A 16082-nucleotide genomic window follows, 5' to 3' on the forward strand; every position below is an offset into this window, starting at 1 on the left:
GTTCAGATTCCCTGCGGCTCGGTGCCGTCGGAGGAGCGAGGACCGGCTTCGGTCTCGACATGGACTTCCTGTTCTTCATGCCGGTCGGTCTGGCCGTGCTTGAACAGACGGCTGACGACGACGAAGAACATCGGGACCAGGAAGATCGCGAAGATCGTGGCCGAGAGCATGCCGCCCACGACCGCACGGCCGATGGCGTTCTGTCCGCCTGCACCCGCGCCGGTCGAGATGGCCAGCGGCAGCACGCCGAACACGAAGGCCAGCGAGGTCATGAGGATCGGACGAAGGCGCAGCCTTGCCGCCTCGATCGCCGCGCTGAAGGCATTCATGCCGGACTGGACGCGCTCCTCGGCGAATTCGACGATCAGGATCGCGTTCTTGGCCGAGACGCCGATCGTCGTGATCAGGCCCACCTGGAGGTAGATGTCGTTGTTGAGACCGGTGAGCTTGGCAGCGAGGACGGCACCGATGACGCCGAGCGGCACCACCAGGATGACGGCGATCGGCACCGACCAGCTTTCGTAGAGTGCTGCCAGGCAGAGGAACACCACGAACAGCGAGAGGGCGTAGAGCGCAGGCGCCTGACCGCCGGAGAGACGCTCTTCATAGGACAGGCCCGTCCATTCCAGCGCCGTACCGGGCGGCAGCTTCTGCTGCATCTCGGTAATGGCTTCCATTGCCGCGCCGGTGCTGACGCCCGCGCCCGGCGCACCCTGAAGCTGGACGGCGGGACGGCCGTTGTAGCGGGTCAGGATGACCGGTGCCAGCTTCCACGAAAGGGTCGAGAAGGCGCTGAAGGGCGCCATCTGCCCGCCGCTCCCGCGGACGTAGAAGTTGCCGATCGCCTCTGGCGAGGAACGATAAGGTTCGTCCGCCTGGATATAGACGCGCTTGGTGCGTCCGCGATCGAGGAAGTCGTTCACATAGGCACTGCCCCATGCGGTCGAGACTTCGCTGTTGACCGCGCTGAGGTCGAGACCCAGCGCCCCTGCCTTGTCCTGATCGATCTGAACATCGAGCTGCGGCGCATCGTCGAGGCTGACAGGACGAACCTGGGCCACGCGCTTGTCCTGGGCGGCAAGGCCCAGAAGCTGGTTACGGGCGGCGATGAGCTTGTCATGACCGATATTGTTCTGGTCGACGAGCCAGAGATCGAAGCCTGTCGCGTTGCCCAGTTCCTGCACCGCCGGCGGAACCAGCGCGAAGATCGTAGAGTCGCGATACTGCGAGAACTTGGCCATGGCCCGGCCGACCAGAGCAGGCGCCCGGTTTTCCGCTCCGCTGCGGTCCTTCCAGTCCTTGAGCTTGACGAAGGCCATGCCCGCGTTCTGGCCCTGACCGTTGAACGAGAAGCCGCTGATCGTGAAAACGGACGCGACGTTCGCCTTCTCGTCCTTCAGGAAGTGGTCGCGCACCACGTCCAGACCGCGCTGCGTGCGTGGCAGCGTGGCGCCCGGAGGAGCCTGGACCAACGCGATCATCGTGCCCTGGTCTTCGTCGGGAAGGAAACCGCTGGGCAGGCGCGTGAAGAGCAGCGCCATGGCGCCCACGATCAGCAGGTAGACGACGCCCGAACGCTTCCAGTTGCGTGCCGAACTGTGGACGCCCTTCTCGTATTTTGCGGTTCCGAGGTCGAACTTCTCGTTGAACCACCGGAAGAAGCGGGCCAGCAGCCCGTTGCCTTCGTTCTTGCTCGGATCGTGCGGCTTGAGGATCGTGGCGCAAAGCGCAGGGGTCAGGATCAGCGCGACCATGACCGAGAGCGCCATCGACGAAACGATAGTGATCGAGAACTGGCGATAGATGACGCCGGTGGAACCGCCGAAGAAGGCCATCGGCAGGAACACCGCCGAGAGCACCATGCCGATGCCGATCAGCGCGCCGCTGATCTCGTCCATCGACTTTCGGGCAGCTTCCTTCGGTTTCAGGTGTTCGGTCTGGATCAGACGTTCGACGTTCTCGACGACGACGATGGCGTCGTCGACCAGCAGGCCGATCGCCAGCACCATGCCGAACAGGGTGAGCGTGTTGATGGAGTAGCCGAACGCCTGCATGACCCCGAAGGTGCCGAGCAGCACGACCGGAACCGCGATCGTCGGAATGATGGTCGCGCGCCAGTTCTGGAGGAACAGGAACATGACGAGGAAGACGAGCACGATGGCTTCGACCAGGGTGTGGACCACCTGCTCGACCGAGAGACGGACGAAGGGCGTGGAGTCGTAAGGATAGGCGACTTTCACGTCCTGCGGGAAGTTCTTGGCGATGCGCTCTACTTCGGCCTTTACGAGGTCGACGGTGTCGAGTGCGTTGGCGCCGGAGGCGAGCTTGACGCCGAAGCCCGACGCGGGCTTGCCGTTGTACTGCGTATCGAAGCCGTAGATTTCCGCGCCGAGTTCGACGCGCGCAACGTCGCGCAGACGCACGACCGAGCCGTCCTGGCCCTGGCGCATGCGGATATTGCCGAATTGCTCAGGGGTCTGGAGGCGCGACTGGACCGAAACGGTCGCGTTGAGTTCCTGCTCCTTGGACGCGGGAAGCTGGCCGATCTGGCCCGCCGAGACTTGCGCGTTCTGTGCCTGCACCGCGGCAGTCACGTCGGCGATCGTCAGGTTGTAGCTGCGCAGTTTCAGCGGATCGACCCAGATACGCATGGCGTACTGGGTGCCGAAGATCTGGAGTTCGCCCACGCCGTTGATGCGGCTGACCGGGTCCTGCACCTGACTGACGATATAGTCGGACAGATCGTTGGCGTTATGGCTGCCGTCCTCCGAATAGATCGCCGCGACCAGCAGGAAGCTCGCCGCCGACTTGGCGACGGTAACACCCTGGCGCTGTACTTCCTGCGGCAGGAGCGCCGTAGCGGCCTGAAGCTTGTTCTGGACCTGGACCTGCGCGATGTCGGGATCGGTGCCCTGCTCGAAGGTCAGGGTGATGTTGACGTTACCGGCGGATGACGATTGCGCCGAGAAGTAGCGCAAGTGGTCGATGCCCTTGAGCTGCTGCTCGATAATCTGCGTGGTCGTGCGTTCCAGAGTTTCCGCGTCGGCGCCGGGATAGGTCGCGCTGATCGTCACGGTGGGCGGCGCGATCTCGGGGAACTGCGATACCGGCAGACTGCGGATCGCCAGCGCGCCGAACATCATCAGCACGATGGCGATGACCCATGCGAAGATGGGCCTGTCGATGAAATAGCGTGCCATGATCGATTACTGACCCTGTCCGGCGTTCTGGCCCTGCTGGGCAGGCGCCCCGGCGGCAGGCTTTGCAGCCTGCGCCGCGACCGGCTTCACCGGCATTCCGGGACGCAGCATCTGCGCACCGTCGACGACGATCTTGTCGCCCGGTTTCAGGCCGGCAGTGACCAGCCAGTTGGTGCCGACCGTACGCGGCGCAGTGAGCTTGCGCGTTTCCAGCTTGCTGCCGGCGCCGACCACGAGCGTCGTCGGATTGCCCTTTTCATCGCGGCTGACGGCCGATTGCGGGACCAGAATGCCGTTGCTCTTGGTACCTTCGACAAGGTCGGCACGGACGTACATGCCCGGCAGCAGCAGGCCGCGCGGATTGCCGAACTGCACGCGAACCACCTGGCTTCCGGTCGAAGGATCGACCGTGACGTCGGTGAACTTCAGCGTGCCCTCCTCGCCGTACGTGCTGCCGTCTTCCAGTTTCAGCCGTACGCGCGCGCCGCCGTCTCGCGAGAGGTCGCCCGAAAGCAGCTCCTGACGCATGCGCAGCACGTCCGCACTGGACTGCTGGATATCGACGAAGATCGGGTCGAGGCGCTGGATCACGGTCAGCGGATCGGTCTGCGAAGCCGAGACCAGCGCGCCGACCGTATAAGTCGAACGGCCGATGCGACCCGAGATCGGCGCGCGAATGGTCGTGCGACCAAGATCGATCTGGGCGCTGCGCAGCGCGGCTTCCTGAGCGGCGACATCCGCCTTCGCCTGAGCGGCGCTGGCAACGGCGTTTTCCGCTTCCTGGCGCGAGATCGCGTTGATCTTCACCAATTCGCCGTAGCGGCGGGCCAGGGCAGCGGTGTTCGCGATATTGGCACGCGCACGAACGAGTGCGGCGCGCGCGCTGGCGACCTGGGCCTCATACGGCGAAGGATCGATGCGATAGAGCGGCTGCCCTGCCCGCACCATGTCGCCTTCCTGGAACAGGCGCTGAAGGATCAGACCGTTCACCTGGGGACGGACATCGGCGGTTTCAAAGGCGGTGGTCCGGCCCGGAAGTTCCGAACTGAGCGTTACGGCCCCCTCCTTCACGGTCACGACACCGACCTCGGGGGGACCGGCAGGAGCCTGCTGCTCACCTCCGCCGCCGCAGGCGGACAGGAGCAAGGCCAAAGCCGGTGTGATCTTTTTCATGGAACACGCTCGCAAAGAGAGTTAAAACGTGAGTGAATGTTCACTCATTGATTCGCGCGATGTTTATTGCGTCGCAGCAACGATTGCAAGGCAAGGAGGATGCAGTGCAAGACGAAACGATTATGGACCGCTCGCGCGCGGCAAGGTCCGTTGTACGGCGCCAGCATCTGCTGGACACCGCCAGGAAGCTGTTCGTGGAACAAGGCTTTCATCGCACGGGCATGGCACAGATCGCACTCGCCTCCGGGATCAAGGTCGGGCAAATCTACCGCGATTTCGCGAACAAGGAAGCCATCATCGCAGCTATCTGCGAAGCCAATCTCAATGCCTGGCTCGCCGAGGATGTCCTGGACAAGGCCGTCGCAGCCAAAAACATCGTCGCGATCCGCGCGTGGATCGAGCGCATTTGTTCAGAAGAACCCTCGGTCGAAGATCGTCGCCTGATGGCCGAACTGCTTGCGGAAGTGGGGCGCAATTCGATCATCGCCGAGATCAACCGGAAAGCCGACGAGAGGGTTCGCTCGCGCCTCGATGCGGCGCTCGAATCCTTGTCCCCGGATGCGACGATCGATCGGCGCTCGATCATCGTCGACCTGATCTTCATACTTTCATGGGGCATGATGGTGATGATGGAACTGTCGCCGGAAAAGACGCACGCGTCGATCAGGGGCCACATGATCTCAATTCTCCGGAAAGAGATGGCAGAGTTAACGCCCTGATTTGGAAGGGATTGTCCATTCAGGCCTAACGCCGATGCGTTTATTTCCAGAAACCTGAGGGTTCACGCACAATTGTTACGCAAAGCCCCTACCCAAGGCTGGACACCTGTGCGGTTTCGTATCATTCTGTCTCCGACGTAGTACGAATAAGTCGCGTCGGAGGATGTTCGATATGGTCGAGAAGAATGAAGTGGAATCGGGCGAGAAGGCCATGATCCTTCTCCAGAGCCTGATCTGCTATTTGCGAGAGAAGAACGTATTGACCCGCGCCGATATCGAAGAGCTGCGGGAAAAGGTCGAGGCACGCATTGCCGATGCCGAAAGCCAGCTACCCTGCGCCAGTGCGCTGGCCTCTGCCGCAGCAACGGAGATGCGCGAGCTTGAACAGTTCTGCGGCAGAAAATACGGCGGCAAGCATCGGCATCGCGCGAACTGAACGTCTTCGGGCATCAAGCCGGACGAACGCCGCACGTCGGTAAAACGATCGACCGCGTCCATCCGACGCGGTCATTTTTTTGGACGCCCCGCATTGCGATGCTGCATGCGGCGGCGACAGTACTATACTGATATAATAAGATAATCAGATCTTTATTACATCTTTTCGAGGATCATTGGGCTTGCGCTGGTTGTTCAAAGGGCGCCGGTAGGAAGGGTCGTCGAGATTGCGGCTCGAAATGCCATTCAAGGCCAGGTCCGGCACATCCGCGAAAGGCACGGGCACCGGACTGGGGGCATGCGCCCACTCGATCAGATTGGTACGCAGGGCGATCCGCCATTGCCCGTCCCGCCGCTCGAAACGATCGAGATAGCGTCCCCCCGCGATCCAGAGGCTCTCATCGCGATTGCGCCCGACGAACTGGTAGTACGTTTCGACATGAGCGGTCTCGCCGTCAAGGTCGATCGAGCTCTGAAGCAAGGCATGATGGGTGAGTATCTGCCCGGCACGATGCATCGGCACGGCCCAGTCCCAGCAGTCCGCCGCAATGCCGACGAACGGCCCCGCCGCCACTTCGGCATCCGCATGGAAAGCCGACAGGTAGATCGCGCGGTCGAAGCGGTCCATCCCGCGTGAAAACCGCGCCAGGCACTCACGGATATCCTCCTTGTCCAGCAGAGCATTCAGACGGGCATCGCGTTCACTTGCCACGATAATCGATCTCCGCAATCGGTTTCCAGATCGGCGATCCCCGGCGCGCCCGCGCCGAGGCGATCACGGCACCGTTCACATCGGTGATGCCGTATTCCTGCGCCAGTTCGGCAGTGACGAACTCGCCGCCGGAGCGCTTCATGATGTCCGGGTCCGCGGCGAGCGCAGCGATCACCCGGCCGGGATGCTCAACCGAGCTGCCCTGCATCGCCGTGATCGATTTGGTCATGCGATCGCCCATGCGCGCGAGATTGTCCCGCGCCTTTTCCGTAAGCGTCAGCCCCTGCCAGAGCGTCAACGAGGCCACATTGTGCGGTTCCAATTCGATCGCCATGTCGCGCGCCATGCGGTCGGCGGCGGACTTGGAGGTACCGAACACCACCCCATAAGTGTAAGTCACTGCCGCGAAGCCGGAAATCGCGACGATCAGCCCGGATCCCTGCGGAACCATGATCCGTGCGGCATGCCAGGCCGCGACGTAGTTCGAGCGGACACCGACATCCCACATCTCGAGGTTCGACAAAGGCTTTTCCCAGAACCCCTTCGGTTCCAGCAAGTCATCGGAGATCGTGAAGGCATTGTTGACCAGGATATCGAGGCGTCCCTGCTCGCGTTCGATCCGATCGAACAACGCGGCAACCGCCGCATCGTCTCCATGGTCGCAGGCAACGGCCACGCCCTTGCCTCCGCTTGCCTGCCCGCGTTCGTCGCATTCGGCGGCAGTCCCCCCGACCGTTCCCGGTAGATAGTAATCGCCCTCACGCACGGTCCGTCCGGTGATGTAGACAGTCGCCCCCTGCTCCGCGAGCACCAGTGCGATACCCTTGCCGATGCCGCGACTGGCGCCGGTGACAAGCGCGACTTTCCCCGCAAGCGGCGCGTTCATGCATTCTCTCCTGCAAACCAGGCTTCACTGAAATCGCCCTTCGCACGGCCCGGAAAATGATCGCCGGCGAACGGATAGCCCATCACCCCTTGCGACCAATCCGCCGCCGCTCCCCATTCGTGCGCCCAGTCGTAGAGCATCACGCGCCTGGCAATACGCCATTGGTCCCCGCGTTTCTCGAAGCTGTCGAGGTAGCGCCCGCCGATGCAGGAATCGCCGTCGCCCGCATCGCCGCCCGAACCCGCCTGGATGCGATGGTACGAGAACACATGGGTCTCCGCCTTTGCTCGCTCCCCTTCGAGAACGATCACCGACTGGCCGATCAGATGCTGGGTATTTCGCACGGCATCGTCGCCCGGCACCACCCAGGCAAGGTAGCTTTCGAAATTGCCGCTATGGACGCCGTAATCGAAGTGCGCTTCCGGCCACCAGCAGCTTCTGATCAGGTTCGCGCTCCGCCGGTCCTCCCCGCGCGCGAGACGGGCGACGCAGTCGCGTATCGCCTCACGATCGAGCATGTCCCGGATCGCGCCAAACTCGATGTCAGGGTTCATTATCCTCTCCGTCCGAACCATGGACGGAAGGCTAACCTGAAACGGGTCTGCAAAGCTGCAATGGATCGCGCCGCCGGCCGCTTATCGCGGGGGCGAAGCGAAGGGGGTCATATCTGCTTGAGATCGGTAACGAACTCATAGCGGTCGCCGCGATAGACCGAGCGGGTGAACTCGACGATACGCCCATCCGGAATACGTGTCTTGCGCTCTATCCGCAGGACTTCCGAGTTCTGCTTCACGCAGAGAATGCCCGCTTCGGTCGGCGTCGCGAGCGAAGCGCGGACACGCTGAATTCCCGAAGTCGGGCGAAAACCGTATACATCCAAAGCTTTGTAAAGAGAATCTCCCAGCGCTCCGAGGTCCGGCATGAACTGGGCCGGGATCACCGCATGCTCTATGGCCAACGGCTCGCCGCCCGCAAGCCGGACCCGGCCGAGCCGCGCCACGGAGGCATTGGCCGGGATTTCGAGTGCGGCGGCTTCCTCCTCAGTCGGTTGGGCGTAGGACTTGTTGATCCAGACCACACTGGGATCCTCTCCCCGCGAGCGGGTATCGTCGCTGAAGCTGCTGAGACGGGAGCCGGGCGCCTCGATCCGCCGCGCGACGAACGTGCCGGACCCTTGCTTGCGGATCAGCACGCCTTCCTCGATCAGCTGCTCGATCCCCTTGCGAACGGTGACGCGCGAGAGGCCCGCCATCTCGCTGAGTTCGCGTTCGGACGGGAGCGCGCTGCCCGGATCGATCGCCCCGCTGCTGATATGCTCGCGCAGGCTGCGGGCGAGTTGCAGGTAGAGAGGGGTTCCTTCCTCGCTGCTGGTCCAGGCTATGTCGCGCATCGTCGATCAGTCTCGCTCTTCCAGCATCGGCATGACGTGACGCAGATTGCCCCCGTTGGCCGTGAGCAGCGCCTTCGCCTCTTCGACCGGGACGCCGCGCGCGACGATCACGCCGAGCCGGATCTCGTTCTCCGCCGCTTCCAGGGCAGCGGCAGCCACTTCGGCATCGACCCCGGCGATATCCTGAACCATGATCCGCGCCCGTTGCAAGAGCTTCGCATTGGAAATGCGCATGGCCACCATGCGCCCCTCATAGACGAGGCCGCGGCGCAGCATGATCGCGGTCGAAAGCAGGTTGAGCACGGCCTTCTGTGCGGTTCCGGCCTTCATGCGGGTGGACCCCGCAACGATCTCGCTGCCGGTGAGGGCCAGGATCGCATACTCCGCCTTTTCGAGCAGGCGCGTGCCGGGATTGTTGGCGACGCCGATCGTCAGCGCACCGGCAGCACGGGCTTCCTCGATGGCAGCCACGGTGTAAGGCGTGCGACCGCTGGCCGCGACGCCGATCACCACGTCGGAGGGACCGATGCCCTGGGCCCGCACATCGGCATGACCGGCCTCGACATCGTCTTCGGCGCCCTCATATGCCTCGGTGAGCGCGCCCATGCCGCCTGCCATGAGGAAGACCATGCGGTCCATCGTCCAGCCATAGGTCGGATAGAGTTCGGTGCCGTCCTGGACCGCCAGGCGGCCCGAGGTACCCGCTCCGACGAAGACCAGCCTGCCCTTCTCGCCAAGCCGCGCGGCGGCAGCTTCGGCGGCACGGGCGATGGCTGCCGTCTGCGAATGGATCGAGGCTATGGCCGCCATCTGGCCTTCGAGCATCGCCTCCACAGCCAGTTCGGTCGGCCAGAGGTCGAGATCGCGGTAACGGGCGTCGAGCGCTTCAGTATTCATGATGTCCTTTTATCCCTTTCACGGGATCGTTATTCGGCCGGAGCCATCAGCTCGCCGGAATCCCTGGAAACGGAACCGGCAGGCGCGGCGCAGACCACGAAGGCCACAACCGTGCCGATGCAGAGCTGGAAGGGGAACGAAAGGCTGCTCAGCACGCTCGGCATGCCGATGACATGGGCAATGCCCGGCTGAAGCAACAGAATTGTGACAAAACCGACCAGCAGTGCGGCGATGACGGAACCCGTCGTGCCGCGCTGGGTGAACAGGGCGGTGAAATAGACGCCCAGCAGACCGGCGTAAGTGAAGACCATCACCTGCAGGGCAAATTCCAGCAGGCCCATGTCGGTGTAACGCTGCCAGTAGAACGAAACCACGGCCATCACGAACATCAGGAAGCCGATAACGCCCATGCCCACGCGCCCGGCGGAGACGAAGTGATGCTCGGGCGCTGCGGTGCCGCGCTTCTCGCGCCAGGGACGATAGAAGTCCTGCACCAGCACCGAGGACATGGCATTGAGCGCCGAGTTCGTGGTGGCGACGGCGGCCGCGCAGATGCCCACGGTCACCAGACCGCGCAAGCCGCCGGGAAGCTGGGTGAGAATATAGTGCATGAAGATACTGATCTTCTCGCCGCCGAACTGGTTCCCAGCAGCCGCGGTAGCCCCGCCCATCAGGTCCGGCCTATCGTAGAAAACGTAGAGCAGCAGGCCGATGACGATGAACATGCCGACCACCGGCACTGTCGCGAAGACCGAAAGATAGAGGCTGCGGGCGCCGGTCTTCGCGTCCTTGCAAGACAGCAAGCGCTGCGTGGTATCCTGGTCCATCCCGGCATTGGCGATATAGAGCAGCGAGAGGCCGAGCACGATCGCCAGCATCGAGAACGGACGCGAGAGGTCCATCGATAAATCGAAGAACTTCAGCTTGTTCACGCCTTCCGGCGTATGGGCAAGGCCCTGGATGATCTCGCCGGTGGAAGCGGGGATCGAGAGGCGCAGGAACACCAGCACCGCGATCGCCGAACCAAGGTAGACGATGAACTGGATGAGGTCGTTCCAGAGAACCGACTTGAGCCCGCCCACGAACGTGAAGAGGACGCTTGCAACGATCAGCACGGCAGCGGCGATCATGATGCCTTGCGCCTCCACCGTTCCGGTAATGACCATGGCAAGGGCGATCGCCGCGAGATAGACGCGTGCACCGCCTGCAAAGACGCGGCCGACCAGGAACATGCCCCCTGCCCAGCGCGTGGCCTTCTCGCTGAAGCGCAAGGTCAGCAGTTCGTAGGCGGTGGTCGCCTTGATGGCGTAGAAGCGCGGGATCATCACGTGAGCGACGAAGATCGCGCCGATCAGCCCGCCGATGTTGCCGCTGAGATAAGTCAGGTCGCCGTGATAGCCGTAGTCCGGCCCACCCAGGAAGGTCGCAGCCGACTGCGTGGCCGACAGCACCGAAATCGCCGCAAGCCAGGCCGGAACACTGCCGCCCGCCAGGAAGTAGTCATGCGCGGACTCGGTCTTGCGCGGCGTGAAGATCCACCCTCCCGCAACAAGCAGCAGCAGGTAGGCAGCAATCACCAGCCAGTCCGCCATCGAGAAAGGCAGCGTCATCGAAGTGGTCTCCAAACCCGGCCCTGAAAACGTTCTTCAGGGCCTGACAAAAAAGCGCGCGCCCGGTCGGAGGAGGAGGTTGACCGGGCGCCGCGCAGGGTGGGTTATCCTCAGAGGTGCGCGGTCAGCGAGAAGCCGATCGTGCGTCCGAGAATGTCATAGGTGTCGGGGAAGGTGTTGAAGACACCGCCCGACGACACATAGGGGGGCTTCTTGTCGAAGAGGTTGTAGATGCCAGCGCTGAAGGTGATGGCGTCGGTGAACTCGTAGGAGGCCGAAAGGTCGAAAGTGTTCTGGGCCGAGATCGTCTCGGTCGAACCGACCGTGCTCGACTTCACCTTGCCGATGCGCTGCCAGTCGAACTGGATCACGCCCTTGTCGAACAGCCACGAGAGGCCGACGGTATGGCGATAGTCGGGCTGCACCAACGTGGTGCCGTCGCTGGAGCAGGTCGCGCCGAAGGTGCCCTTGCACTGCACGGCTGAAACCGTCGAGTTCGCCTGGATCAGGTACGAAGTGACGATATTGCCCTGATAGCTCAGGCGCACGCCCGTACCCGGCAGGAACTCCGGATGCAGCGTGTAGCTGGCCGAAATATCGAAACCGCGCTGGAGCAGACGGCCCAGGTTCTGGTTGTTGACGAAAGCGTCCTTGAACGTGCCGTCGGCATTGCGGGTCACCAGCGAGCACAGCGGATTGCTGGCGGTCGGGTTGGTGACGTAGCAGCTGGTGATCGCCGCGATCGGCTGGATCACACCCACGGCGCCGCGCAGGTCAAGTTCGTACCAGTCGACGGTCAGGTTGAGGCCGGGCAGGAACGTCGGCGTGAACACGGCCCCGAGCGTCGTGGTATAGCCGGTCTCCGGTTTGATGTCCGGGTTGCCGCCGTAATAGTAATTGCCGGTCAGGTAGCTGGCCGCGTTCGAGTTGGCCGAACCCACGGCAGGCGCACCGAAGCGGGCGCACTGGGCGGCGTCGCCGGTGCCGAGAACGCAGGGGTCGCCGCCGTAGCGCGGCTTCAGGCGGTCGACGGTGACAAGGTTGCTGAACGGCAGCGAAGACATGCCGGCCGCGAACTCACCGAAGTTCGGCGTGCGCAGGACGCGCTGGTAGGTGCCGCGCAGGCGCAAGTTGCGGTCGACTTCCCAGTTGCCCTCGACCTTCCAGGTGCCGTGGGTGCCGAACATGTTGTAATCCGACAGACGATAGGCGCCGCCCACGTCGAGCTTGCGGATCAGCGGCAGGTCACGGAGCACCGGCACCAGTACTTCGCCGTAGAGTTCCTTGACATCGAACGAGCCGCTGTAGGCCGCCTGCACGCCCTGGCGATAGGTATTGCCGGTCAGGAGCGCAGTGTCCTGATCGATGCTGGCGGTCTCGCGGCGATACTCGACACCGACCGCGAAACCGATCGGACCGGCGGGCAGCGAGAACAGCTCTTCCAGCGTGCCGCTGAGGGTCGCCGCCGTCACGAACTGGTCGCGCTTGCGGTTGAAGCCCTGGATCGAGCTACCCAGAGCGTCGGCCAGTTCGGTCTGGTTCGGGCCGAAGATGTTGACGCTGTTGACGATGGAATCGAAGTTGTTCGCGCCCGTCGAGCTGGTCACGAGGCCGTCGCCGGTGATCAGCGTGTTCTCGGTCGAACGACCGTATTGGGCATAGACGTTCCACTTGACCGCATTGGTCACCGGGCCGCGCAGGCCGGTCTGGAACTGGAAGGTGTTGCGCTCGGTCTCGTAGTTGATGAGCCCGAGTTCGGCCAGCGAACGCGAGACGTTCACGCGCGCTGTACCGTCGACGAACGTCAGCTGGTTGCGGATGTCGTCGGTGAGGAAGGGATTGCTCTCGCTGATCGAGACGGTGCGGTTGACCGAGGCCGGCGTCGCGCCGGGGGTGCCGGTCTCCTGCGTGCGCGAATTGGTGTACATCGCGCGGCCGTAGATCTCGACTTGCGGCGTGATCTCATACTTGAACAGCGCCGCCACGTTGATGCGCTTCAGCGGCGAGACCAGTGGGTAGCTGTTCGAGATGTTGGACGTAGCCGAAGGGTTTGTCGTGAACGCGCCGCTGTCGGTGAAGCCGAACTTGCGGCCGCTCGCCACGTCGGTGAAGACGCCGCCGATGCTGGGGATCGTCTGGTTCGGAGTTTCCGCCCAGTCGCGCTGGCCCGCGCGGATCAGGTCGCGCTGCGTGTAGTCGGCCGCAATGACGATATGGCCGCGATCGCCGAGGCCGGTGCCGACCATCAGCGAGCCGCCGTACTGGGCGCCGCCATGCTCGGACAGGCGGCTCGTTGCGGTGCCGCGAATGCCTTCGAAATCGTCGTTGAGGATGAAGTTGACGACGCCGGCTACGGCATCCGCGCCATAGACGGCCGCGGCACCGCCGGTCAGCACATCAACGCGCTTGATCAGCGAAGCCGGGATGGCATTGACGTCAGCCGAGTTGCGGAAGCTGAACGGCGTCGCGCGGGTGCCGTCGATCAGGACGAGCGAGCGGCTCTGGCCGAAGTTGCGCAGTTCGAGAACTTGCGCGCCGAAGGCGTCGCTGCCTTGCGAACCCTGGCGGACGCCGCCGGAAAGCTGCGGAATCTTGGTGGAGAAGTCTTCGACCGTCAGCGCCGACTGAAGCTTGATCTGCTCCTCGCCGGTGGAAGCGACCGGGCTGCTCGACGTCAGACCGGGAACTGCGATGCGGGTGCCGGTGACGACGATATCCGCGCTCGTACCGGTATCTTCCGCCGGGGCCGATTGCGCGAAGGCCGTGCCCGGTGCTTGCGAAAGGGCGATGGCAAGCGCCGCCATAGCCACGGTGTGTCGTTGAGACTTAACCATTAGACTTCCTCACTAACTTTCCCTGAACCCTGTTCCGTCGTGGTTTGGTGCGACCCGAAGACTCGACGGCATGCCCTTTTGGAGGGGGACACCATGCATACCTGTCATGGATATGTAAAGGTGTGGTATGCAAATGGTGGTATTACATTGCGGCTCTATCAGACCAATTCAGCACAGGCCGTTTCCGGTCGCCAGATCGTCCCGCCGGTCAGCGGCCGCGATACCCCGGTCGTGCCGGGGAAGGTCAGCGGCAAGCCGCGCAGGCTGCGGGCTGCCAGAAAGGCCATCGCCTCCGCCTCGACGAAATCGCTCCTGAGCCCGACCTCATCCGCTGTCCGGCAATCGCCAAGCCGCTCGCGCAGGGCTGTCATGAGCGTGGGATTGTGGCTTCCCCCGCCGCAGATCACCCAGACTTTCGGCGCCTGCGGCAGGAAGCGGGCAGTAACGGCAACGGCTTCGGCGGTAAACGCCGTCAGCGTCGCCGCCGCATCCTCCAGCGAGCAGGCCTCGGCCCATTCGAGCGGAAAATCGTAACGGTCAAGGGACTTCGGGCCTTCTCCCCGGAAATGCGGATGGGAAAGCAAGTCCGCCAGCACCGTCCGATCAACCGTTCCGGCCGCCGCGATACGCCCGCCGTCGTCGTAACGCCCCGCGCCGTGAGCCTGCACGACCTGGTCGATGAGACCATTCCCCGGCCCCGTGTCGCAAGCCATCAGCGTCCCGTCCGCACCGATCCAGGTCAGGTTCGCGACGCCGCCGAGATTGAGGAAGGCCATCGGCCCACCGAGACCGATCCTCTCTGCCAGCGCCGCGTGATAGGCCGGGACCAGCGGAGCACCCTGCCCGCCCGCCAGCAGATCGTCCTGTCGCATCTGCGCGACGACCGAAACGCCCAGCCCATCGGCGATGGCCTGCGGATCCCCGACCTGCACCGAAAGCTTGCGTTCCGGCCGATGCAGCAGCGTCTGGCCATGGAAACCGACGAGATCGGGCAGGCGCACGAGCTGCTCGATGACATGGCGCCCGGCGCGCAAGTGCGCCGCCTCGATCACCTCAGCGGCAAGGCCGAACGAGAGCGGTTTATCGCCGAGCCCGTCCCAGGCCAGCGCATCCCGCGTCGCCTTCTCCAGCGCCGCCCGCTCCGCCGCCGAGAATGCGATCATCGCCGAAGGACCGAAGTCTTCGATCCGCTCGCCGTCGGTCTCCACCACGGCCACGTCGACGCCGTCGAGCGAAGTCCCGCTCATGTATCCCATGACCAGCATCAGCGTGCATTCTCCCAGCTACAGACAACAAGGCTGGCATCGTCACGCGGCTTCACACGTGGAAAGCGATGCAGCGATTCGAACTCGCCCTCAAGATCGCGCAGGGGCTTCAGCCAGTGCGTCCAGCCTTCAGGCTCGGACATGGAAAGCAGGTCGGCGGGCGTCGCCACTCCGAACAGTTCCACGAGGCGCAGGAAACCGTCGCTGGCGATCGCAAAGCGTTGCCCGGAACGCACCGGCATACGCCATTGCCAGAGATGGTCCGCGGCAGCCGGTTCGGTGCCGAGCACCCAATACCCCTCCTCGCGATTCATCAGCCTGCGGTTCTCCCGAAGCCCCGGCAGCAGCCGCGCCTTGAGCGCATCAGGGCCGAGATCGCCATTTTCGGCGAGGATCGCCTTCATCGCCGCGATCGTCCGCGCCTCGATCGCATCGAGCGCGGAACTGCCGAACAGGCGCGGTTCCCGACCGGGTTCGGATGCCACGATCCGACAATCGGCGAGCGTCGTGAATTCCGCCATGCCATCGAGGATGCGCACCATTGCGAAGGCGGCAGAAGGATGTTCGTGCGCTCCCGCAGCCGGGCTGACTTGCGCGCGCGCCAACGCTTCACCGCAGCGGACCATCACACTGCGAAGCAGTTCCACGGTCGGAATATCCGGCTGCTCCGCAAGGATCTGCATCAGGAAATCGTTGGCCGTGCCCGCGAGCCAGGCGGCATCGCTCGGTGCATCGAGAAGCGCGGTGCCAAGCCCCGTAGCGCCGTCAATGACCCAGGCCGCATCGCCCTGGTGGCCAACGCGGTCCTCGTTGACTTCACCCTGACCATCGGAGGCGGCAATCTCGATCCTGAGCATCGTCTTCTCCCTTGACGCGACTCTCACTTGGACCGACCGGTATCATGGACTGAGCAATTTATAAAACCACTTTAATGCCACTTGTGCCAAAAACCGAAACTGGT

At 63.6% G+C, this 16082-nt stretch carries 13 protein-coding genes; 2 read left to right on the forward strand and 11 right to left on the reverse strand.

The window, feature by feature from the left end; translation table 11 throughout:
* Positions 1–2: 2 nt before the first annotated feature.
* Positions 3–3200: an efflux RND transporter permease subunit gene (locus V7066_RS00630; RefSeq protein WP_334181313.1), complete on the reverse strand. Its 3198-nt coding sequence runs from the start codon at positions 3198–3200 to the stop codon at positions 3–5.
* 6 nt (positions 3201–3206) lie between these two features.
* Positions 3207–4373, reverse strand: a complete 1167-nt coding sequence (locus V7066_RS00635) for an efflux RND transporter periplasmic adaptor subunit (RefSeq protein ID WP_334181314.1) — start codon at positions 4371–4373, stop codon at positions 3207–3209.
* Between the two features lie 104 nt (positions 4374–4477).
* On the opposite strand from V7066_RS00635, the gene V7066_RS00640 reads away from it, so the two are divergent.
* Together V7066_RS00640 and V7066_RS00645 are read left to right on the forward strand one after the other, a co-directional pair.
* Positions 4478–5092 carry a TetR/AcrR family transcriptional regulator gene (locus V7066_RS00640; RefSeq protein ID WP_334181315.1) on the forward strand — a complete coding sequence of 205 codons (615 nt, stop codon included), beginning with the start codon at positions 4478–4480 and terminating at the stop codon, positions 5090–5092.
* Between the two features lie 163 nt (positions 5093–5255).
* The gene (locus V7066_RS00645) at positions 5256–5528 is read left to right on the forward strand and encodes a hypothetical protein (protein ID WP_334181316.1); all 273 of its coding nucleotides are present in this window, start codon (positions 5256–5258) and stop codon (positions 5526–5528) included.
* Between the two features lie 144 nt (positions 5529–5672).
* Here the strand turns inward: V7066_RS00645 and V7066_RS00650 are convergent, their stop codons facing one another.
* The 9 genes from V7066_RS00650 to V7066_RS00690 all read right to left on the reverse strand — a co-directional run bounded on the left by V7066_RS00650 (position 5673) and on the right by V7066_RS00690 (position 15978).
* Positions 5673–6239: a nuclear transport factor 2 family protein gene (locus V7066_RS00650; RefSeq protein ID WP_334181317.1), complete on the reverse strand. Its 567-nt coding sequence runs from the start codon at positions 6237–6239 to the stop codon at positions 5673–5675.
* Positions 6229–7125, reverse strand: a complete 897-nt coding sequence (locus V7066_RS00655; RefSeq protein WP_334181318.1) for an SDR family NAD(P)-dependent oxidoreductase — start codon at positions 7123–7125, stop codon at positions 6229–6231. The genes V7066_RS00650 and V7066_RS00655 overlap by 11 nt, the downstream gene beginning before the upstream one ends.
* Positions 7122–7679 (reverse strand): nuclear transport factor 2 family protein, encoded by a 558-nt coding sequence (locus V7066_RS00660; protein ID WP_334181319.1) that lies wholly within the window; start codon positions 7677–7679, stop codon positions 7122–7124. Before V7066_RS00660 ends, V7066_RS00655 begins: the two co-directional genes overlap by 4 nt.
* A gap of 107 nt (positions 7680–7786) precedes the next feature.
* The gene (locus tag V7066_RS00665; protein ID WP_334181320.1) at positions 7787–8515 is read right to left on the reverse strand and encodes a GntR family transcriptional regulator; all 729 of its coding nucleotides are present in this window, start codon (positions 8513–8515) and stop codon (positions 7787–7789) included.
* A gap of 6 nt (positions 8516–8521) precedes the next feature.
* A complete protein-coding gene (locus V7066_RS00670; RefSeq protein ID WP_334181321.1) occupies positions 8522–9412 on the reverse strand; it encodes an N-acetylmuramic acid 6-phosphate etherase in 891 nt (296 codons plus the stop codon).
* Between the two features lie 29 nt (positions 9413–9441).
* Positions 9442–11022, reverse strand: coding sequence for a sodium:solute symporter (locus tag V7066_RS00675; protein ID WP_334181322.1), 1581 nt, complete (start codon positions 11020–11022; stop codon positions 9442–9444).
* Between the two features lie 110 nt (positions 11023–11132).
* Positions 11133–13856 carry a TonB-dependent receptor domain-containing protein gene (locus tag V7066_RS00680; protein WP_334181323.1) on the reverse strand — a complete coding sequence of 908 codons (2724 nt, stop codon included), beginning with the start codon at positions 13854–13856 and terminating at the stop codon, positions 11133–11135.
* Positions 13857–14014: 158 nt separating this feature from the next.
* Positions 14015–15121 carry an anhydro-N-acetylmuramic acid kinase gene (locus tag V7066_RS00685; RefSeq protein ID WP_334181324.1) on the reverse strand — a complete coding sequence of 369 codons (1107 nt, stop codon included), beginning with the start codon at positions 15119–15121 and terminating at the stop codon, positions 14015–14017.
* Positions 15121–15978 (reverse strand): hypothetical protein, encoded by an 858-nt coding sequence (locus V7066_RS00690; protein WP_334181325.1) that lies wholly within the window; start codon positions 15976–15978, stop codon positions 15121–15123. Before V7066_RS00690 ends, V7066_RS00685 begins: the two co-directional genes overlap by 1 nt.
* Positions 15979–16082: the final 104 nt, after the last annotated feature.

The sequence above is a fragment of the Novosphingobium sp. genome, from assembly GCF_036820275.1.
In the GTDB taxonomy this organism is placed as follows: Bacteria; Pseudomonadota; Alphaproteobacteria; order Sphingomonadales; family Sphingomonadaceae; genus Novosphingobium.